Annotated in this window: 17 protein-coding genes; 1 reads left to right on the top strand and 16 read right to left on the bottom strand. The window is 54.5% G+C overall.

Features of this window, described 5'->3' with window-relative positions; all coding sequences use genetic code 11:
• Window positions 1-25 precede the first annotated feature (25 nt).
• From dapA to G614_RS0102545, 3 genes are read right to left on the bottom strand one after another with little or no spacing between them, the layout of a single operon-like run.
• The gene (gene dapA / locus G614_RS0102555; RefSeq protein WP_027640664.1) at window positions 26-925 is read right to left on the bottom strand and encodes a 4-hydroxy-tetrahydrodipicolinate synthase; all 900 of its coding nucleotides are present in this window, start codon (window positions 923-925) and stop codon (window positions 26-28) included.
• A 3-nt stretch (window positions 926-928) separates the two neighbouring features.
• Window positions 929-2089 (bottom strand): iron-containing alcohol dehydrogenase, encoded by a 1161-nt coding sequence (locus G614_RS0102550; RefSeq protein ID WP_027640663.1) that lies wholly within the window; start codon window positions 2087-2089, stop codon window positions 929-931.
• Entirely contained in the window at window positions 2073-3365 is a 1293-nt protein-coding gene (locus G614_RS0102545) for a four-carbon acid sugar kinase family protein (RefSeq protein ID WP_027640662.1), read from the bottom strand. Before G614_RS0102545 ends, G614_RS0102550 begins: the two co-directional genes overlap by 17 nt.
• Before the next feature lie 230 nt (window positions 3366-3595).
• Here G614_RS0102545 and G614_RS0102540 point away from each other — a divergent pair, with 230 nt between their 5' ends.
• A complete protein-coding gene (locus tag G614_RS0102540; RefSeq protein ID WP_027640661.1) occupies window positions 3596-5371 on the top strand; it encodes a sigma-54-dependent transcriptional regulator in 1776 nt (591 codons plus the stop codon).
• 42 nt (window positions 5372-5413) lie between these two features.
• Here the strand turns inward: G614_RS0102540 and G614_RS0102535 are convergent, their stop codons facing one another.
• The 13 genes from G614_RS0102535 to G614_RS0102475 all read right to left on the bottom strand — a co-directional run bounded on the left by G614_RS0102535 (window position 5414) and on the right by G614_RS0102475 (window position 21697).
• On the bottom strand, window positions 5414-7108 hold the full coding sequence (locus tag G614_RS0102535; protein ID WP_027640660.1) for an alpha/beta hydrolase family esterase: 1695 nt from the start codon (window positions 7106-7108) through the stop codon (window positions 5414-5416).
• Window positions 7109-7124: 16 nt separating this feature from the next.
• Entirely contained in the window at window positions 7125-8111 is a 987-nt protein-coding gene (locus G614_RS0102530) for an alpha/beta hydrolase (RefSeq protein WP_027640659.1), read from the bottom strand.
• 161 nt (window positions 8112-8272) lie between these two features.
• Complete coding sequence (locus tag G614_RS0102525; RefSeq protein WP_027640658.1) at window positions 8273-9061, bottom strand: RnfABCDGE type electron transport complex subunit B; 789 nt, start codon at window positions 9059-9061, stop codon at window positions 8273-8275.
• Between the two features lie 16 nt (window positions 9062-9077).
• Window positions 9078-9653 carry an electron transport complex subunit RsxA gene (gene rsxA, locus G614_RS0102520; RefSeq protein ID WP_002583853.1) on the bottom strand — a complete coding sequence of 192 codons (576 nt, stop codon included), beginning with the start codon at window positions 9651-9653 and terminating at the stop codon, window positions 9078-9080.
• A 12-nt stretch (window positions 9654-9665) separates the two neighbouring features.
• On the bottom strand, window positions 9666-10457 hold the full coding sequence (gene rsxE, locus G614_RS0102515; RefSeq protein WP_022203268.1) for an electron transport complex subunit RsxE: 792 nt from the start codon (window positions 10455-10457) through the stop codon (window positions 9666-9668).
• Window positions 10458-10472: 15 nt separating this feature from the next.
• On the bottom strand, window positions 10473-11084 hold the full coding sequence (locus G614_RS0102510) for an RnfABCDGE type electron transport complex subunit G (protein WP_027640657.1): 612 nt from the start codon (window positions 11082-11084) through the stop codon (window positions 10473-10475).
• Between the two features lie 2 nt (window positions 11085-11086).
• Complete coding sequence (locus tag G614_RS0102505; protein ID WP_027640656.1) at window positions 11087-12022, bottom strand: RnfABCDGE type electron transport complex subunit D; 936 nt, start codon at window positions 12020-12022, stop codon at window positions 11087-11089.
• A gap of 15 nt (window positions 12023-12037) precedes the next feature.
• Window positions 12038-13363 carry an electron transport complex subunit RsxC gene (gene rsxC / locus G614_RS0102500; protein ID WP_027640655.1) on the bottom strand — a complete coding sequence of 442 codons (1326 nt, stop codon included), beginning with the start codon at window positions 13361-13363 and terminating at the stop codon, window positions 12038-12040.
• 186 nt (window positions 13364-13549) lie between these two features.
• Window positions 13550-15433 carry an ABC transporter ATP-binding protein gene (locus G614_RS0102495; protein ID WP_027640654.1) on the bottom strand — a complete coding sequence of 628 codons (1884 nt, stop codon included), beginning with the start codon at window positions 15431-15433 and terminating at the stop codon, window positions 13550-13552.
• On the bottom strand, window positions 15430-17169 hold the full coding sequence (locus G614_RS0102490) for an ABC transporter ATP-binding protein (protein WP_027640653.1): 1740 nt from the start codon (window positions 17167-17169) through the stop codon (window positions 15430-15432). Before G614_RS0102490 ends, G614_RS0102495 begins: the two co-directional genes overlap by 4 nt.
• The gene (locus tag G614_RS0102485) at window positions 17170-17655 is read right to left on the bottom strand and encodes a MarR family winged helix-turn-helix transcriptional regulator (protein ID WP_027640652.1); all 486 of its coding nucleotides are present in this window, start codon (window positions 17653-17655) and stop codon (window positions 17170-17172) included.
• A gap of 262 nt (window positions 17656-17917) precedes the next feature.
• A complete protein-coding gene (locus G614_RS0102480) occupies window positions 17918-18541 on the bottom strand; it encodes a flavodoxin family protein (RefSeq protein ID WP_027640651.1) in 624 nt (207 codons plus the stop codon).
• A 3-nt stretch (window positions 18542-18544) separates the two neighbouring features.
• Window positions 18545-21697, bottom strand: a complete 3153-nt coding sequence (locus G614_RS0102475; RefSeq protein ID WP_027640650.1) for a DEAD/DEAH box helicase — start codon at window positions 21695-21697, stop codon at window positions 18545-18547.
• Between the last annotated feature and the right edge of the window lie 58 nt (window positions 21698-21755).

Raw genomic sequence — 21755 nt, 5'->3', positions numbered from 1 at the left:
ACTGCCGTTCTCCTTTCCTGGATTGTCACTTATTTTTATACTCCCCGTAGTAGGTGTCGATGGTCTTTTGGATTGCTTCCACCGCCTCCCGGGGTAAAATGCCGAAGGGCTTTCTGCAGGGCCCCACCGGCTGTCCGATCAGGTTGGTGGCGCACTTGACAACGGAGTTGGGGTTTCCGTACTTGAAGCATTCCCGTATTTTGGAAATAGCATTCTGGGCCTTTTTCGCGCCCACCATGTCCCCCCGCAGATAGCTCTGGTAAATATCCACCATGACGGTGGGAAGGATGTTGGCGATTGCGGTGATACCGCCCTTTCCGCCCGCCAAAAGAGTCCAGAGGATCAGGGCGTCGTTGCCGGAGAGAACCGCGAAATCCATGCCCTCCGTCTCCTGGATGTATTGGAGAATGGTATTGAAGTTGCCGCTGGAATCCTTCACACCGGCAATATTTTGAAACTCGCCCGCCAGGCGCTTCACGGTGGACGGTGCCAGGGAAGCCCCGGTTCTGGCGGGGATGTTGTACATCACCACCGGAAGGTCCACCGCCTGCGTCACCTGGGCGTAGTGCTGGTACAGCTCCTCCTGGCTGATGGCCGCGAAATAGGGGGTGATAACGGAGAGCACGTCCACGCCGATCTCCTGGGCCTTTCTGGACAGCGCCACGGTCTCTTCGGTGCTGATGCACCCGGTGCCCGCGTACACCGGAACCCGGCCTTTTACCTCGTCCACGAAAATCTCCATCACCCGGATTTTTTCCTCAGCGGACAGGATGTAAAACTCGCCGTTGGTGCCCAGGCAGAACACCGCGTCCACTCCCGCGTCGATCTGCCGGTTGATCTGTCTGCGAAGCTCCGCCTCGTTGATGCTGCCGTCCTCATGCATGGCAGTCTGCATTGCAGCGATAATTCCTTTGATCTCTGTCACGTTTTAATCCTCCTTCAGCACGTTCAAATAGATGGAACGAATGTCTTCAAGGCTCAATTCCTTCATATTGTTGACCAGAAGCCTCTGCTGTCTGCTCCCCGCGTCCAACAGGAAGTCCAGATCTTCCATTTTGACGCCGAAGGCTCCCAGATTCACGGGGATATCGGTATTCTTCACAATGGCCGCGATCCGCTCAATCATGTAATCCGCCTTTTCCTCCCCGCTTTTGGCCGACTGTTCCGGGTACACCTCGTCGCAGAGCTGCGCCAGCCGTTCTGCGCAGGCGTCCTTGTTGAACGCCATCACGTGGGCGAACAGTATGGCGTTGGACACGCCGTGGGGGATGTGGTACTTGCCGCCCAGGGGATAGCTCAGGGCGTGAACCGCGGTGGTGCCGCTTCCGGTGATGGCCACGCCGCCGTAAAATGCGCCCAGCAGCATGTTGTTCTTCGCCTCCATGTCGGAGGGATTTTTGTAAGCCTCCTCAATATTCCGGAAAATCAGCTTTGCGCCCGCCGCGGCGTAGGTGTCGCTTAAGGGGGTCGCTTTCCTGGAGGTATAGCACTCCACCACATGGGCCAGGGCGTCCACGCCGGTAGCGGCCACGATGGAGGCGGGAAGTCCCGCGATCATCTGCGCGTCCAATATCACGTAATCCGGTATCATTTCCGCGTTCACAATGCCCTTTTTGGACTGCTCCTCCGGGATGGCCACGATGGCGTTGCAGGTGGCCTCTGAGCCGGTTCCGCAGGTGGTGGGGATCATGACGGTTTTTAACTGCTTTGACGCCAGAAGAGGATCGCCCAGCAGATCCTTTACCGTGTAGTCGGAACTCTTTAACAGTGAGCAGAGCTTTGCCGCGTCCATGACGCTGCCGCCGCCGATGGCAATGATAATGTCGCCCTTTTCCCGGTTCATCTGCTCCACCACCGCCTCCACATCGCCGTAGGCGGGTTCCGGCTTCAGCTCGTCGAACACCCTGTAGTCCACGCTGCAGCGCTCCAGCACGGCCAGCAGCTTGTCTAAAAGCCCCGCTCCGGCCACTTTCTTGTCGGTGAACACCAGGGCCTTTTTCGCGGACTCCTGTTTTAAAATTGTCTGAACATCCTCAACGCTTCCCACTCCCGAATATACGCAGGAGGGAATTTTAATCTGATATCCCATTTTTCTCGCCTTTCTGTTTTCCTTTCAATTCTTCCGTCAGCTCCGGCAGCAGGTTTTCTTCCCCGAAGCCGCCTGACTTCGTGATCATATGATATTCCCGGCCGTTGTAATCCAGCTTTGTCAGCACGCAGCCCGGCCGTATCTGCCGGATGGGCTTAAGCTCCCACTGCCCGATCTCCTTCATAAATCCCAGCAGCGCGTCCCCGCCGGTCACCAGCCAGACGGCGTCAAGCCCGTTTTCCAGCATTTGTTTTAAAATGATTCCCAGGGTTTCCGGGATTCTCCGGCGCACCTGTTCGGTGTCCATGCCAAGTCCCCTGGCGTACTCCAGGGTGCCCGGCGTTCCTTCCCGGTCGTTGGTGTCCAGAATGACGCAGTCCTTCTCGCCTCCGGTCTCCGTCAGCTGCCGGATCCGCTGGTTTCCGGCTCCCAATCTCCAGAATTCCGGGTCCAGCTTTTCCTCCGGCGTCATGTAGAATCTGGGAAATCCCGCCTGCACGCCCCGGACCAGCTGCTTTTTCGTGATGGGGTTCACACTGCCGCAGATCACGAACAGCCGTTTCTCCAGCACGGCCTCCTCCGGCTCCCGGCGCTCCAGGCCCAGGAGTTCCGGCAGAATGGCCGCGAACCCCGCGCATCCCGCCAGCAGGCGGCTCTGGCCCGACGCGGCCAGCTTGGTGCCGATTCGCTCAATGTCCGCTCCGGTCTGGGCGTCGTAAACCACAATGCCTGATTCTCTGCCGCTCAGTTGTTCCGGATCCTCTGCACTTGCCACGGAAATCCCGCTCTGTAAACCGATGATTTCCTTTACGGAATCCCGCGTGACCGGCTCGAAGGGATCGGCCCCGAACACGCTCCGGCTGACCGGAACGCCGTCAATATAGTGCTTCCCGCCTTTGGTGATCCGGTTCATCTGGGGCAGGGCGGGCACAAAGCTCAAAACCGATTCCCCCGACGCCTTCAAGGCCGCTTCCAGCTCGCTCCCGATGTTTCCCCGGAGAGCTGAATCTGTTTTCTTATAGATATAAGGGATCCCCGCTTTTTTGCAGTCCGACACAATGGCGTGTACCTTGCGTCCTGCCTGCTCCGGCGTGGCGTGCCTGGTCTCCGCGTCCACCACCAGCACCGTGGTCTCCCCGGACCGAAGCCCTTCCTCCCAGCTCCTGTCGTCCTCCATGCTGACAATCACCCTTGTGCGGATTCCTCTCTCCGCGAAATGCACCCCTGAATCCAGGGCGCCTGTGAAATCGTCCGCAATGATCATCAATTCAACCAATGTCTCACCTCCTCCATTCTGCGATATGTTTTAATTTGAAACAAATGTTTTGGTTCCTTTCTGTTGTTATAGAATAGCGCTTTTCACTGTAAGTTTCAAATAAAAACAAGTGGTTTTTTGTTCTTTTTTGAAACATTATTGTTTTTACTTTCGTTTTATGGTATTATATTTTCACAATGAAACAGTTTGAAGAGATTCAGAATGCACACAGAAAAGGGGAATCAAGTCATATGGGAAAGAAATATCGTATACTGGGAATTGCGCCTTATGAAAATTTGAGAAACGCCATGGTCACGGAGGCGGCAAAATATGAAGAAATCGAGATGGTGGTCTACACGGGAAACCTGGAGGACGGGGTTCAGCTGGCTCTGCAGCACATGAACGAGGGCTTTGATATCCTGATCTCCCGGGGCGGAACCGCGGAGCTGATCCGGCGGGTGGCCGCCATTCCCGTCATCGAAATCACATTGAATATCAACGATATCCTGCGTGCGATCCTGTTGGTTGAAAATCTCACCGAGGCGTACGCCGTGGTGGGCTACCCCACCGTCACCCAGCCGGCCCGCGCCCTGTGCGAGATGATGAATTACCGCATGAACATCGTCACCGTCCACAGCCCGGAGGAACTGGGCCCTGTGCTGAAAGAATTAAAAGCCGGGGGCTGCAATTTTATCCTCTGCGACGTAATCACCGAGATGATGGCCCGGGAGGCGGGCATGGAGCCAATCCTGATCCTGTCCGGGCCGGAGAGCATCGACATCGCCATCGAGTATTCCGTCAACATGTGCCGGGTTGTGGCGGAGACCAAGGCCCGCAGCAGGCTGTTCACAAAGGCCCTGGACATGCAGGGCATGAAAACCGTCATTATGAAAAAGGACGGAACTATCCTGTTCTCAACCTACAATGAGAAGAATATCACGTCCGTCACCGGGTATTTGAAAAAGCTGATGGAATCCCCCCACTCCATGTCCGCAAAAGCCTTTCACATGATTGAAAACGACCTGTACTCCATCACGGCGGAGGAGGCGGATTTCCAGGAAGAACCCTGCTGCATTTTCTGCCTGGAACAGAACCCCTTCCCGGTGGGCGGGAGCAAGCACGGCATCCGCTTTTCCAACTATTCCCAGGTCTCGGTCATGTATTCCAGCAGCTTCTACTCCCTGACCTCCAGCGCGAGGCTGATGGAGGAAAAAATCCGTCTGATCAACCAGAATACCCTTCCGGTGATGATTTTGGGGGAGCGGGGTTCAGGGAAAAACCAGCTGGCCGCCAAGCTCTATCTGGAAAGCTCCATGCAGAAGTACCCCTATATCACCATCGACTGCCAGATCCTCAACGAACGGACCTGGAACTATGTGATCAGCAACTACAATTCGCCTTTGAACGACAAAAACAACACCATTTTCATCAGCAACATCCAGGCCCTGTCCAAGAACCAGCAGGAGCGGCTTCTGTCCTTTTTGGTGGACACGGGGACCCATAAGCGCAACCGGATCATCCTCTCCTGTTCCCAGACCCTGGAGCGTGATTCCCCGGACCCCTCCAGAAGCTTTATCGACTATCTGCCCTGCACCACCATCTACATGCCGCCTCTCAGGGAGCTGACCGACGATATCCAGGGCTCAAGCAACCTGTATCTCAACGCCATGAACGTGGAGATGTCCAAACAGATCGTGGGGTTCACGCCGGAGGCCCTGTCACTGTTGATGAGCTACCAGTGGCCGGACAATTTCATGCAGTTAAAGCGGGTATTGGCGGAGCTGGTAATGCTCACCTCCACCGCATATATCCAGCGGGACACGGTGTACGAGGCCATTGAGAAGGAAAAACGCCAGTACGTCCCCACCACCGCCGACTTCTTCGACTACAACCGGCCTTTAAACGAGATGACCCGGGAAATTGTGAAGGTCGTCCTCTCCCAATGCGGCGGCAACCAGACTCTGGCTGCGAAACGGCTCGGCATCGGACGGACAACCTTGTGGCGGTATCTGAACGAGGAGAAATAGGCGCGGTCTCCACGAAACGTGAGAACGGCGGGAACAAGTGGTTTAGTCCGGCAGGTATTCCACCCGCCCGCTCCCCTCGGGACGGCGGAAATGTCGCAGAAATTCCCAGGCGGCCCGGCTCTGCTCGCGGATTGCCCCGTGGGGCATATTCTTCATCACGGTGTACGCCACCCGCGGCATCCCGTCCGGCCCGTGGTAGACCATGGTTCTGAACCGGTCCCCCTGGGCGTAGCCCTGCGAGGCGGTGTAGTAATTTTTGCCGGTGCGGATTTCGTCTGGGGGGAAGCGGGTGGGAAGACTGGGGATGGGACTGAGATTGCGGTGGGTAGCGAAACCGTCTCCGAAGCGCCTCTCACAGCGATTAGCCGCCAACATCACCTCCAACTGCCCGTCCACATCCGTCCCAGCGGCGGGGTCCCTGTCCCCCACACATACCCAGTAGGGCATTTCGTACCCGGAAGCCACCAGTCCGGAGCTGACGGCCTCCGCCGCCACCAGCCCGGGCGCATTCACAGGGGCATTAAACGGGGCGATGGCGGCGAACAGCTCCGGCCGCGCGGTCCCCACCTCCCGGGTGATTGCGCCGCCGTTGGAAAACCCGGTCAGATAAACCCTGGTGCGGTCCAGCCCGTAATCCCCGCAGATCTGCCGGATCATGGCTTCAAAGGCCAATCCGTCCCGCTCCAGCTGCCAGATGTTCCCCGGTGAATCCGGGCAGACCAGGACAAACGCCCTGGTCTCGTCCGCCAGGCCATCCCATCCGTTTTTTTCGGCAAAGAGCCAGGCAGGCTCTCCCCTGCCGTGAACGCTGAACAGCAGCGGCAATCCCCTTACTTCCTCCGCAGAACAGCCCTCAGGCAAATGTACCGAGTAGGCATACTCCAGGCACCCCACTGTCACAGAGCGGTGGATAAACCGGGGAGATTGGTAAAATCCGGCCCGCCCCAGGTGAAGGGCCAGAGTCCCGTCCGGCCCGGTTTTCCAGCGGACGATGCGATCAAAATACGCGTCCAGAATGGTCTGGGCCAGGGGCAAGCCGGAAACCTCCGTCTCCTCCGAAACCATCAGCCGCTGGGCCGGATTGGCCTCATTTTCATAGCAAACCGCCCTCAAAGGCCCAATGGAAATCCGCTTCGGCTCCCTCCCGAGACCGCCCGCCGCCCCGAAGTATTCCAAAGCCCGCCGAATCTCCTCTTCCTGCGCCCCGATCAACCAAAGACTGCTGGGGATCTGGTCGTTTCGCACCGTGTAATCGCCGCTCACATCCGGCACCATCCAGTGACCGGACAGGTTCGCCCCGGCCGTATAGTCCTCCGGCGCTCCCCCGATCAGGGCCGCGGCCGCAAAACGCCCTGGTTCCGCCACCACGCAGTTTCCGGCAAATACCGCCCCGTCTCCGTACCCAACCAGATAAATCATAGTCTCCCAGCACCAAATCTTCCCGCCCCGCCCGAACAGGCTCTTTCCGTTGCGACTCTCTACCCCGCCCCGGATCCGGTTGTAAATAAGTCCCGGGAGGGAGGCCGGCTCTGCGTTCCATCCCGCCTGGGCCAGCGGAAGAATCAGCACCGCTCCGTCGTACTCGGCCAACGCCTGCCATCCCGACCGGACGGCAAACCGCTCCGCCGAAGCCAGATTCCCCGCCTCCTCCCCGGGCGCAATGACAAAAATGGTCTTGGCCGGGTCATAACATGCTCTTGTAGAGACATACATGTAAAATCCGTTCCCATCGCTCACGTCCGCAGCCCTCCGATCACAGCCTGTTTTTCAGGAAACTGTAGGCGAACCGGTCGATCTCCTCCCCCAGGGAAGGGCCGTGTCCTCCGCCGGAATAGGCCACAAAGGTGGCGTCGGCCCCCGCTTTCGCCAGAGCGTGGTATAAAAGCTCGCTCTGTTCCGGGTCCACGATTGGATCCCGTGCTCCCTGGAAGATGACTACCGGCGGACAGTCCGCGCTTACGTGGGAGATGGGGCTGCACAGCTTTGTCAGCTCGATGAAATGCCAGTCCGGGTGATTGGGATCGTTGCTCTCCAGCACCTGGTTCAGAGTGTGCAGGCTCCGCCCTGGGCCGGTGTATCCCACAATCAGGGCCGGGATGATATTCGCCTTGTCATTGCCCACATTTTCAATCTCCGTCCCGGTCAGATCCTTGGGCGGGCCGGACAGGGCCATGGCGCAGGTGCGGATGCTCTGGCAAAGGTCGGCGGGAGCGTAAAAAATCGCCGCAGCCTTGATGGAGCTGTCATACTCCAGGTTGCCGCCCACATCTCCTTCCAGCTCCCCGCATTTCGAGCTGAGCGCCAGCATGGCCGCCAGGCAGCCCCCGGCCGAGTTGCCCAGAGCGCCGATGCGTTCAGGGTCAATGTTATATTTCTCCCCGTTGGCCTTCAGGAAGCGCACCACTCCCTTGACGTCGTTGATACACGCGGGAAAAATGGACTGGCTCACCAGCCGGTAGTCGGGGCAGACCACGGTGTAGCCCTCCTTGGTCAAACGGACCAGGTCCCGGCAGTAAACCGCCTTCTGGGTGACCTGCTTGTACTCTCCCCACATAAAACCGCCGCCGAAAATATAGATGATGCAGGGGCCGGGCTTACTCTGCCCGGCAGACTGATAGATATCCAGTTTCAAGGTGTAATCCTGCCCATTGTCCAGTTTGACTGTTGCATAAGGCACATCTTCAAACCGCGGCTTTTCCTCCGGCGGACACAAAGGTTTTACGGTTGGTGGAACATACATAATCAAATACCTCCCATCTGAAATATCTACTATTTTATAGAGATTTTTGGGGAAAAACAATCGTATGATATCTTTGTTTTGTTCCTAAAAGAAACAAGCCGGAACTTCCGTTCCGGCTCTCGCTTCTTGTTACCTTATAACAGAGATATAAACTTTCACCCCTACTGAATCACCTTCACCGGACACTTCTCCGCGCACTTCCCGCAGTTGGTGCACTTCTCATAGTCAATCACAGCCAGGTTGTTCTCCATATGAATGGCGCCGTACTCGCACTGCTTGGTACAGAGGGTGCAGCCGATACAGCCGGCCGCGCAGGCGGCCTTCACATCCTTGCCCTTGTCGTGTGAGTTGCAGCGCACCAGGTGCTCGGCCTTGTAGGGCACCAGCTCGATCAGGTGGTTGGGGCAGGAAGCCACGCACTTGCCGCAGGCAACGCATTTCTCCTTATCCACCACGGCCACGCCGTCCACCACGTGGATGGCGTCAAAGGCGCAGGCCTTCACGCAGGATCCGTAGCCCATACATCCGTAAGCGCATGCCTTCTCTCCGGCTCCGGGTACCACGGAAACCTTCTGACAGTCGTCCACGCCGTAGTAGTTGTACTGCACCTTGGTCTTGTCGCATGTTCCCGCGCACTTGACGAAAGCCACTTTCTTTTCAGCAGCTCCGCCGGCCACTCCCATGATCCCGCCGATTTTTTCAGCTACGGGAGCACCGCCCACAGGGCAGGCCCCTACATCCGCCTGACCGGCCGCAATGGCCTTTGCCAGGGCGTCACAGCCCGCGTAACCGCAGCCGCCGCAGTTGTTTCCCGGCAGCTCGTTGCGGACCAGAATCTCTTTTTCATCTACCTGTACTTTAAACTTCTCGCTGGCAACGCCAAGGAAGATTCCTATAAGAATACCAAGGATACCTACAACCGCTGCCGCTAATATGATTCCTGTAACCATTTTCCTTCTCCTCCTTCTAAATTAATCCGGAAAATCCGAAAAATGCGATTGCCATGAGACCTGAGGTAATTAAAACAATGGGTGAGCCCTGGAATGAATACGGTACATCATTGTGCTCAATCTTCTCACGGATACCGGCCAGCATGATGATAGCGATGGTAAAACCAACGGAAATTCCGATGCCGTTCACAACGCTCTGAATAAAGCTGTATGACTTCTGTACATTGGTAAGGGCGACACCCAGCACCGCACAGTTGGTCGTAATCAGAGGCAGGTACACGCCCAGGGCCTCATAAAGTGACGGCATGGATTTCTTGAGGAACATCTCCACGAACTGAACCAGGGCTGCAATGACCAGGATGAACACGATGGTCTGCAGGTATTCCAGGTGCAGGTTCACAAGGATTCCGGTATAAACCAGGCTTGTCACTGCCGATGCTATGGTTATAACGAAGATAACGGCCGCACCCATGCCGGCTGAGGTCTCAACCTTCTTTGAAACACCGAGGAATGGACAGAGTCCTAAGAACTGGCTCAAAACAACGTTATTAACCAGAGCGGAACCAATGGCAATTAATAATAACTCTTTCATCTGTCCACCCTCCTAATTTTCTTTTTTGGAAGCAGCTGATTTAAGCTCTGCTTCCTTCTTTGCTACAGCTGCCTTCTTTGCCGCCAGAGCCTTTTCCTCGGCCTGACGCATCCTCGTCTCCAGCGCCTCATGGTTAGCCATGCAGGCAGAGCCGGTACATGACATACAGTTTCCGCCGCAGGCCAGCTTGGACTGAGGCACGGAACCGTTGGTTGCGGACGGCGCTTTGAACTTGTTCTGAAGCGCGGTCAGGAGCGCCAGCACGAAGAACGCGCCGGGAGCCAGCACAAAGATAGCAATATGGTAATCTTCCGGGACCACCACGTTCCCGAATATGGCTCCGGAACCGAGAATCTCACGGACCAGACCGATGCAGGTCAAAGCCAGGGTGAATCCAAGGCCCATGCCAAGGCCGTCAAAGGTGGATACCACCGGACCGTTCTTGGATGCGTAGGATTCTGCACGGCCAAGGATGATACAGTTAACCACAATCAGCGGGATATAGATGCCAAGCGCAGAGTACAGGCTTGGCACATAAGCCTGGAGCAGCAGCTGTACCATGGTAACCAGGGATGCGACGATGACGATATACGCCGGAATACGTACCCTGTCAGGTATGATCTTACGCAGGGCAGAGATAATCATATTGGAAAACAGTAAAACTACGGTTGTGGAAAGTCCCATACCCAGACCGTTGATGGCGGATGTGGTGACAGCCAGTGTCGGACACATACCAAGCATCAGGACGAAGGTAGGGTTTTCTTTCACAATACCGTTATATAAACGTTCTGTACATTTATTCATGTTCCCACCTCCTATTTATTGGATGCAGTTATGCAGGTAATATAAAGCTGCATTGACTGCATTGGTTGTTGCACTTGAAGTAATGGTAGCGCCGCTGATGGCATTAATCTGGGTATCATCCGCGCTGCCTGACTTGGTGACGGAAAGCTCAGGTGCATTCTTTCCCACATACTGGTCCTTGAACGCTGGTTCCTTTGCCTTTAATCCCAGACCGGGAGTATCGCTGATTTCCAGGAACTCGATGCCTGTGATGGTTCCGTCGTCCTTCAGTCCCACCGACAGCTTCACCACGCCGCCGTAGCTGTCATTGGACAGGGAGGTGATGACATAGCCTAACTGGCTGCCGCCTGCGTCCACTGCCTTTAACACATTCTCCACTTCCACACCGCCAAAATTCATGCCGGCCAGGGCTTCGTTGCAGGCCGGGATGGCAGCTGTCAGGGCTTCGTCCAAATCAAAGGTCTCGGCTTCTGGGAACACTGCCTTGTATGCCTTGTTGTTGGCCGCTATGGTAGCCAGCTCAATGGGCTTCTTGGTCAGCTGGTATACACCGCCTAAAAGGCATCCTGACACCAGGGTGATTACAAAGAGAATCACCGCGTCTTTCATAAATCCTGATTTGCTCATGTTTACTTGCCCTCCTTTCCAAATGCTTTGGGAAGGGTTACTTTCTCAATCAGCGGAACAAGGATGTTGCTGATGATGATTGCGTAGGACACGCCCTCTGCGGATCCGCCGAAAATCCTGAACAGTCCTGTGAGCACGCCCAGCAGGATGCCGAACACAATCTGGCCCTTTGGAGTAATGGGGCTGGTCACATAGTCGGTTGCCATGAAGAAGGCACCGAAAATCAGGCCGCCGCCGCACAGGTGGGCTGCAATGTAGTTCAAATCAAATCCATGGCCTCCAAACAGGATGGCAAATACAACAACCGTCAGTATGTAGGTACCCGGAATCCGGATGGATATTACCTTCTTTGCCAGAAGATAAGCAGCGCCGATTAAAAGGGCAATCACGGAAACCTCTCCGATGGTACCTGGGATGTTTCCCACAAACATGGCCGGAACATCCACTGCCCCGCCGCTCTTAAGCACTGCCAGGGGTGTTGCGCCGGACACGCCGTCAAATCCGCTGTAGCTGAAATTGGTCATCTTTCCCGCAAAGGAAATCAGCAGGAAACACCTGGCTGCCAGAGCCGGGTTCATAAAGTTCTGTCCCAGGCCGCCGTAGAGCTGCTTCACCACGATGATGGCAAAGATTCCGCCCAGGGCCGGAATCCACACCGGAATCTCCGGAGGCATGTTCAGTGCCAGAATCATGCCTGTGACCAGGGCACTGCAGTCGCTGATGGTACTTGGCTTCTTCATCAGCTTCTCATATACATACTCACTTAAAACACAGGCTGCAACCGTAACTATAAGCACCAGCAGCGCATGCATGCCGAAATGATACACACCGAAAGCGGTTGCAGGCAACATGGCAATGGCCACATCCAGCATGATGCTGTGGGTGGTCTCATGGCTTCTCACATGCGGGGATGATGATACGTTTAATAATTTACTCATGACTTATGTCCCCTCCTACCCTTTCTTCCTGCGGTTAGCCGCAACTGTCTTGCGCATTTCCTTAAATGCCTGAGTCAGAGGCCTCTTGGCCGGACATACATAGGTACAGCTTCCGCACTCCATGCATTCCATACCGTTCAGCTTCTCAAATGTCTCGCAGTCGTCCCTGAGGGCGGCCTGCATCATCATCACAGGGATGATGTGGCTTGGACATACGCTGACGCACTTTCCGCACCGTATGCACGCGGAAGGCTCCATCTCCGCCACCTGGTCCTTTGTGAAACAGGTCAGGGCGGATGAAGTCTTGCTTACCGGGATATTCAGGTCAAATATGGCCTGGCCCATCATGGGGCCGCCTGAGAGGATTTTCTCCGGCTCTGTCTTAAAACCGCCTGCTGCGTCCAGCAGCTCCTGGTAATTGGTTCCAAGCTTTACGCTGAAATTCCTGGGGTCCGCCACCGCGTCTCCGGTGACCGTAATGATTTTCCTCATCAGGGGCGTGCTCTTGCACACTGCCATGTAGATGGAAATCACAGTGTCAACATTGTCCACGATGCATCCTGCGTCCGCGGGAAGCATGGATGAGTTGACCTTCCTGCCTGTAACGGCATAAATCAGGGAACGCTCTCCTCCCTGAGGATACTTTGTCATAAGCGGACAAACCGTGATGCGCGGCTCGTCCTTCACCATCTCGGTAAGCTTCTTGATGGCCTCCGGCTTATTGTTCTCGATGCCGATAACGCCCTTTGCATTGTCAAAAAGCTGAAGGATGACCTTTAAGCCGCCTACGATTTTCTCCGGCTCCTCCAACATCATTCGGTAGTCGCTGGTAAGGTACGGCTCACACTCCGCGCCGTTGACCAGTATGTACTCGATGGCGTTCTCATCCTTCGGAGTCAGCTTTACATGAGTGGGGAATCCCGCCCCGCCGAGGCCCACGATACCGGCTTCCTTCACAATGTTACGGATTTCCTCTTTTGACAGGCCTGATGGGTCCCTGTCCTCTCCCACGCCTTCAACTGTCTTATATTCTCCATCATTTTCAACGACAATGGAGGGCACCATTGTTCCGTTAGCCATACGCCTTGGTTCAATGCCCTTCACCGTTCCTGAAACAGAAGCAATTACATTGGCAGAGATGAAACCGCCTGCTTCTCCAATCTTCTGGCCTGCCAGTACATGATCGCCCTTTGCTACCAGAGGCTTCGCGGGTGCACCAATGTGCTGTGACATCGGGTACACCAGGTCGCCCTTTGGCATCAGGACCTGTACCGGTTTGTTCTCTGACAGCTCCTTCCCCTCATATGGATGGATGCCGCCTTTAAAAGTCGCCAAACCCATGGATTCTCTCCCTCTTTTCTTTCTTTTTATTCCTTTGTGCGGCCGGACAAGTACCAGCGTCCGGTATAACCGGCGGGGCTGCCTGCCCCTCCGGAATACACCAACTTAGTATAGCATAAATAAAGATTGTATACAATACAGATTTTATTCGTTATTAATTTAATTTATATGTTAATTTCATGGCAATCAATCCAGTTCTTTCATGCCTGTATACAATTCATAGTATCGTCCTCTCATCTCTAAAAGCTCCTCGTGGGTACCCCTCTCTATGATTTCCCCGTGCTCCAGAACCATGATGGCGTTGGCGCTTCGCACTGTGGACAGCCTGTGGGCAATGATGAAGGTGGTGCGGTCTGCCATCAGCCGGTCCATGCCGTGCTCAATGTGTTTTTCCGTCCTGGTATCCACAGAGCTGGTGGCCTCGTCCAGAATCAGCACAGGGGCCTTGGATATGGCTGCCCTGGCAATATTGAGAAGCTGTCTCTGCCCCTGGCTTAAATTGGCCCCGTCTCCCTCCAGCATGGTATCATATCCGTGAGGAAGACGCATGATGAAGGAGTGGGCGGAGGCTGTTTTGGCCGCCTGGATGACCTCGTCGTCCGTGGCATCCAGCCTGCCGTAGCGGATGTTCTCCCGCACCGTGCCTGTAAACAGGTGGGTGTCCTGGAGAACCATGGCAATGTTGTTTCGCAGGGCGTCCCTTGAAATGCGGCGTATATCCACCCCGTCAATGGTGATGGAACCTGACTGGATGTCATAGAACCGGTTCAGCAGGTTTGTTATGGTGGTCTTTCCCGCTCCGGTAGAGCCTACAAAGGCAATCTTCTGTCCAGGTTTGGCATAGAGGTTTATGTCCTTAAGAATGGTTTTATCCGGGGCGTAGCCAAAAGTAACATGATTGAACACCACATGGCCAATCATGGGACTTAGCACCGCGCAGTCCATGGTGTCCGCCGGCTCCGGCTCCTCATCCATCACCGCGAATACACGCTCTGCTCCGGCCAGAGCTGAGAATACATTGCTGACCTGCATGGATATCTCATTGATGGGACGGCTAAACTGCCTGGAAAAGTTTAAGAACACGGTCAGCCCTCCCACGTCAAAGCCCCTGAGCACACAGAGCAGGCCGCCCACACAGGCGGTAAGGGAATAGTTGATCTGGCTCAGGCTGTTCATCACAGGCCCCATGATACCGCCGAAAAACTGGGCCCGAATCTGGTTGTACCTCAGGTCATGGTTCAGTATGCCGAATTCCTCCCTGGCCGTGTCCTCGTGGCAGAATACCTTAACCACCTTCTGTCCGGTGATGGTCTCCTCTATATAACCGTTCACGGCTCCCAGGGATGTCTGCTGGGCAGTGAAGTATTTCTGGCTCCACCCGGCCACAGCCCCTCCCGCCTTCATCATAGCAGGAATCATCACCAGGGTGACAAGAGTCAGAATCAGGTTGGTGTACAGCATGAGGAACAGGGTGCCTATGATGCTTAATGCACCGGAAAACAGCTGTACCAGCGTGGAGCTGAGCATCTGTCCGATGGTATCCACATCATTTGTAAAACGGCTCATCAAATCACCGTTGGAGTTGGTATCATAAAACCGCACCGGCAGCTTCTGCATTCTGCCAAACAGGTCATTGCGGATTTTCTGCAGGGTATTCTGGGCCACGGTCAGCATGACCTTTGCCTGGGCATAATTGGCAAACACCCCCACCGCGAACACAGCCGCCAGCACAGCCAGGGCCCTAGCAAGTCCTTCCGGATCCCCGGGACCTCCCGTCAGAGGGGCAATAAATGTATTGATGATAGGCCGCAGCATGTAGGAGCCTGCCAGCGTTGCGGCGGTGTTGAGGATGACGCAGAAAAATGCCAGCATCATCTTGGGTTTATCCTCATTTAAATAATGCAGAAGACGTCTGATGGTGGTGCCTGCGTTCCTGGGCAGCCGTTTCGGGCCCATGCCCATATTCCGTCCCGGTCCATGCCTTCTCCCTCCCATGGGACCTATGGACTCAGGAGCCCCATGTCTTCCATAGCGCCGTTTCAGGCTCTCCGCTTTCTGTTGTCTCGTCATGATGCAGCCGTCTCCTTTCGGTCCCTCTGGGAATAATAAATCTCCTGGTATGCCTGGCATTCCTCCATAAGCTGTTCATGGGTCCCCTGTCCGATGAGCCTGCCTTCATCCAGCACCAAGATCCGGTCAGCCTCTTCCACGGATCCAATGCGCTGTGCTATGATGATTTTGGTGGTATCCTTAAGGCTGGTGTTGAAACACTGCCGTATCCTGGCCTCAGTGGCAGTATCCACGGCGCTGGTGCTGTCATCCAGTATCAGGATTTTTGGCCTCTTAAGCAGAGCCCTGGCAATACAGAGTCTCTGCTTCTGGCCCCCCGATACGTTGACCCCGCCCTGTCCCATGTCCGTATCATAGCCATTGGTAAAGGAGGTGACAAAGCTGTCTGCCTGGGCGCTCTGTGCCATTTCCCTGATTTCATCCATGGAGGCGTCCTCCCTGCCCCAGCGCAGGTTCTCCTCTATGGTGCCTGAGAAGAGCACATTTTTCTGGAGCACCATACCCACGCCTTCCCGCAGGTTTTTCAGGGAATAATCCCTGACATCCACCCCGTCCACAAGCACCTGGCCCTTTGTGGCATCGTAAAGCCGCGGTATCAACTGCACCAGGGTGGTCTTGCCGCTGCCTGTGGATCCGATAATTCCTATCATCTGCCCCGGCTCTGCCGTAAAGCTTATATCCTCCAGCACCATCTCATCCTGGTTGTCCGTATAGCTGAAGCTCACATGCTTAAACTCCACCTTTCCCTTCAATACAGCCAGGTCCTTCCTGGAGGCCCCCTCGTCTGTCAGGTCGATCTCCGTGTCCATGACCTCACCCACCCTGCGGATGGATGCCACTGCCCTGGAAAGCTGCAGGAATACCATGGAAAGCATCATAAGTGACATGAGTATCTGTACGATATAGGTGGTAAATGCAGTCAAATCCCCTACCGGCATATCCCCTGCAATAATGATATTACCCCCGTACCACACAACAGCCAGTGTGGTTATGTTCATGGCAAAGGTCATCACAGGCATGGTGACAATGACGATTTTCATGGCATCCAGGCTGCTGTTCTTTAAATCCTGGTTCATGTCCCTGAATTTATCCTCCTCAAATTCTTCCCGCACAAAGGACTTGATAACCCGCACATTGGTCAGCGCCTCCTGGATGCCGGAGTTTAGCTGGTCCAGCTTTTTCTGCATGGCGGTAAACCTGGGGAATGCTGTCTTTAGTATGACGGCTATGGCTGCTGTCAGCAGGGGGATGACCACCAGTATGACCACTGCCAGCCTGGCATTCATCATGAAAGCCATGATCAGGGCTCCTATGAACATGCCCGGAGCGCGCATGGCCATCCGCAGTCCCATCATAAGCACGTTCTGGACCTGCTGAATATCATTGGTCAGACGGGTGACCAGTGAGCCTGTGCTGTAGGCGTCTATGTTCTTAAAGGAAAATTCCTGCACCTTGGAAAAAAGATCGTCCCTCAAATCGCTGGTAAAGCTGATTGCCGCTTTCACCGAAAAATAGGCTCCTCCGATTCCTCCTATGGCCATAACCAGGGTGGCCAGTATCATCAGCCCTCCCACAGACAGGATATACTGCACATTTCTCTGCGCCACCCCGTTGTTGATAATCATGGACATCAGCTTGGGCAGCATGATTTCCCCCGCCACCTCGGTCAGCATCAGAAGAGGGCCCAGGATAAAGGCTCCAAGATATGGTTTTATATATTTTCCGTATCGTTTCACTTAAGATTCCTCTCTTTCCGCCCTGTCCGTAAACTCCTGGTTCAGATTCCCATAAATCCGGTCCAGCAGTTCTCCCAGCACCTTCATATCATTCTCAGAAAATCCTTCAAACATACGGCTCTCAATGTGCCTGAAAATCTTAACGCTGTCCACCACCACTTTCCTGCCCTTATCCGTTATGCAAATCTGGTTGCACCGGTTGTCCTCCTGGTCTACCAGGCGCCTTATATAGCCCCTCTTTTCCAGTTTCTTAAGGGAAACAGCCATGGTGGCCCCGGACACGCCATACATCCTTGCCAGCTCTTTCTGGGATACGTTGGGATTATCCGACACAAACATCAGAATCTGATGCTGGCTGCGGTACACCCCTGTTCCGTTCAGACGGTGCTCCATCATACTCCGGTGCAGCCTGGCCACCCGGATGTACTTCTCTATGAGACAGTGCTCCGGGGATTGAACAAAACAGCAGCATGGTGCATTGTCCAAGTAGATTGCCTCCTTCCTGTATATTAACTGATTAACCATTAGTCTGCTTATAATTAGCTAGTTAACTATATCAAAGTATAACAGAATGGGGGATTTGTGACAAGCATTATTTTTTTTGGTATAGACGTACATACAGCCATATTAAAAGCCCGGCACACCACTGTGCCGGGCCCCATATCTTAAGTCAGGTCATCCTGATTCCATGTATTGATTCCATGCATTGATTTCATGCACTAACCTTATTCATGTATCCGCCATGTTCCTACCGTATAAAATTCGTTCTCTTCTTCTCCTCTGTCTCAGGAAGCGTAACTCCGGCAGCTTTTCCAGCCTCAATGGATTTGAGCATCCAGGCCATGTTCCTGCCCAAAACGCGCATGATCTGCATGCCTTCCTCATCCTTTTTCACATCCTCAGGACATTGCCCGTGCACCATGTTCCAGTACTGGGAGGACACTACCGGCATCTGCGTAATCATAAAATATTTGTTCAGCTGGTCCAGGGTGGCAGTTGTTCCGGCCCTTCTGGCAGAGGCAATGGCAGCTCCCGGCTTATGGGCAGCAGCACTGCTTCCGGAATAGAAGAAACGGTCCAGGAAGGAGGTGATGGCCCCGCCGGCCGAAGCATAGTGCACCGGTGAACCGATAATCAGTCCATCGCTCTGCCTCATTTTTTCCACTGCTTCATTGACCTTATCGTCACCGTAAATGCATTTTCCAAGCTTACCGCAAGCGCCGCAGCCCATGCATCCACGGACAGTCCCGCCGCCCACATGCATAATCTCTGTTTCAATGCCAGCCTGATTGAGCTCTCCTGCCACCTCTGCAAGGGCGGTGTAGGTACATCCCTTCTCATGGGGACTCCCGTTTAACATTAATACTTTCATTTCCTATTCCTCCTTTATGATATTCAGTATATCATCTCTTGTCAGGCTTCCAAAGGATACCGTGCCCTCAGGCACCACTGCATCCGCCAGATGGCTCTTGGCTTCCTGAAGCTTTAAGATGTTCTCTTCTATGGTATTTCTGGTAATCAGTTTATAGACCGTTACCTGCTTATCCTGGCCAATCCGGTGGGTTCTGTCCGTGGCCTGGTTCTGGGCAGCCACGTTCCACCACGGGTCATAATGAATGACGATATCCGCCGCGGTCAGGTTGAGGCCGGTTCCCCCTGCTTTCAGGCTAATCAGGAATACAGGCACCTCATCCTTCCCAAAATCCCCCACCAGACGGATTCGTTCTTCCTTGGAGGTGGCTCCTGTCAGTACGTGGCTCTTGATTCCCTCCTTCTCTAACCTTGTATGAATGATATCCAGCATGGAGGTAAACTGGGAAAACAACAATATCTTATGTCCTCCCGCCACACCTCTTCTCACCAGGTCCATGCAGGTCTCCAGCTTGGCGGAACTGCCCCTGTAATTATCGTAACACAACCGCGGGTCGCAGCAAATCTGTCTCAGGCGCATGAGCTCCGCCAAAATCTGGAGCTTCCCTTCCCCTGCCCGGCCAAAGCCGCCCGTGCTGAGCTTCTCCTTAAACTTGGCTGCATTGGCTGCATATAATTTTTTCTGCTCCGGTTCAAAGTTGGAATATACAACCTCCTCCATCTTATCAGGAAGGTCCTTTAATACATCCTTCTTTACCCGCCTCAGCACAAATGGGCCTATCATCCGCTTCAGCCGTTCCAGGGCTGCCGAATCGCCGTCTCTTACGATGGGGATTTCATATTCCTTCTTGAAAAACTGGCTTCCAAAGAGAAAGCCCGGCATGAGATAATCAAAAATGCTCCACAGCTCCCCCAAACGGTTTTCAACAGGCGTTCCTGTCAGGGCAAACCTGGTCTGCACATCCAGGGACTTCACTGCCCTGGCGCTCTGTGTGGACGCGTTTTTGATATACTGAGCCTCGTCTATGACCTGATACCGGAAATGGACGGCTTCATATAATCCTATGTCCCTTCTCAGCAAATCGTAGGACGTCACAATGGCCTGATAGTCCTGCGGATTTTTGCCAACCTCTTTTAAAAGGGCCTCCCGCTCCGAACTGCTGCCCACCACCGACAGCACCTTAAGGTCCGGCGCAAAACGCCGGATCTCATGCTCCCAGTTGTACACCAGGGAAGCCGGGCATATAATCAGGGACGGGGACTGTTCGCCTGAGCCATAGGCGTCCTCCAAAAGGGCAATAATCTGTATGGTTTTTCCGAGTCCCATGTCATCGGCCAGGATTCCCCCGAATCCGTAACTGTCCATGGTCCTCAGCCAGACATACCCGATTCTCTGATACTCCCTCAGCACGCCCCTCAGTTTCTCCGGCGCAGTAAAATCACTGTCCTCCACAGACTTGACCGACCTTACCATGGCCTTTAGCATCTGGTCCCTGTAATATGTTACTCCGGTACTCTCCTTAAGCAGATAATCCAGATAAAAGGCGCGGTAAGCCGGCAGACGGACCCTGCCGCTCTGAAGCTCCTTCCTGGTCACTCCCATTTCCGACGCCATGCGGCTGATGACCGTGAGACCGCCTTCATTCAGTCCCAGAAACTGTCCGCTTTTCAGCCTGTAGTACTTCTTTTTCCGGCTGTAGGCTGCCAGTATCCGGTTCAGTTCCTGGCTGTTCATACCGCCCATGTCCACGTCCAGTTCCAGCCAGCCGCTGACAGCAGAAACACCCACAGTAACCCTGGGCGGCGCCAGAACCTTCCACTGACGCAGGCTCTCAGACACATATACATCTCCCATAGAGCGGAATTCGTCCATCCCCTCTGTCATAAGACGGTAAATCTCATCCTCGTCATTCCTTATGACCAGCCGTCTTCCCTCCGGGTCCTTGTACCTGAAATATTTATGAATCAGCTGGCTAACCCTGAACTCCCCCGGCACATCACGGCATATAGTCCTGGGAAGGTTCTCGTCCTCCAGGGGATGGAATTCATAACTGCCGTAAGCAAGGGATGGTTCCATCACCAGAGCTCCATCCTCCCCTGTGTCGAACCGGAAGGACGCCTTTAACGGCTCCGGCTCATAATCCTTAAAATCCACGTCCTCCAGCATCAGGCGGCAATAGGGAAGAATATGCTTGATAACGCGCTCATAGAAGAGCGGAATATCCCTCTGTCCCACCATCACGCTTTCATCCCGCTCCATGCACATCTGCTCCATGAACAGCCCCATGACCTGGGTACATGACTCGCTGCACCGGTAGAGCCTCTGGCCGGACACCACATACAGGAACCGCTCCCCGCGGAAGCAGCCGGCTACCGGCCTTGGGGCTTCGCCTCCTTTCATTGGAGCCACCCCCATAAGGCTGGCTTTCAGTCCGTCCCTTCCCGTCTTCTCCACCTTAAGTGATGCCACCGGATCAGAATCCTCCATGTCCATCATGACCCGGTTCCCGCCGGGAAGCTGGACCTCCACGGTCCGGCCGGCCATTATTTCAAAAAAGCGGTCACGGTTCATACGGTTTAGCGTCAGGCTGCGGACCGCTTTCTGGTTTTCTACTCCTCCCATAAGCAGGGCCAGAAGCTCCCTGCTGCTGTCTGTAAAAGCCGATTTGTGGTGATGAAAGGACAGGTCCTTTCCATAGGCCACATGGGCGCCATTTTCAACGGCCTCCTTAAAGGCCCTCAAATCCCGCACAGCATAAAAACGGGTGATTCCCACCTTGAACTCCAGACGCGTGTCCTTTCCGTCCAGAATCAGCACCGGCACCAGCCTTACCTGGGCGTCCACCTCCTCTGCCAGAATCAGGGCCACCTCCCGGTTGGTGTATTCCCGAATCATGGTGTGAACCTGGGAGGATGTATGAACCGTTGGTTTGGACGCCTCCTCCCTCTGCTGATTATAATACGCAAAAAGGGCCTCCCCATGGGCGCACATTCCCCTGTAAGAATTCCCTTTGCTGCAGGAACAGGAGTAATCCCTTACTCTTCCGCTTCCCAGATATAAATTTACCTCAAATGTTTCCCCCTGGTCTTCAACCAGGCCCTTCACACCAATCTCCCCCTTCCAGAAGCTGCTGGTGTTCATCCTGACAATATTCATCTGCTTCATGCATCCTTTCAGCGGGATTCCTGATACCCCTGCCCCAGAGCAGGACGTA

The sequence above is a fragment of the [Clostridium] clostridioforme AGR2157 genome (genome assembly GCF_000424325.1).
Classification (GTDB): domain Bacteria; phylum Bacillota; class Clostridia; order Lachnospirales; family Lachnospiraceae; genus Enterocloster; species Enterocloster clostridioformis_A.
The sequence above is the reverse complement of the archived record's forward strand: the minus strand, read 5'-3'. Positions and strand labels throughout refer to the sequence as shown.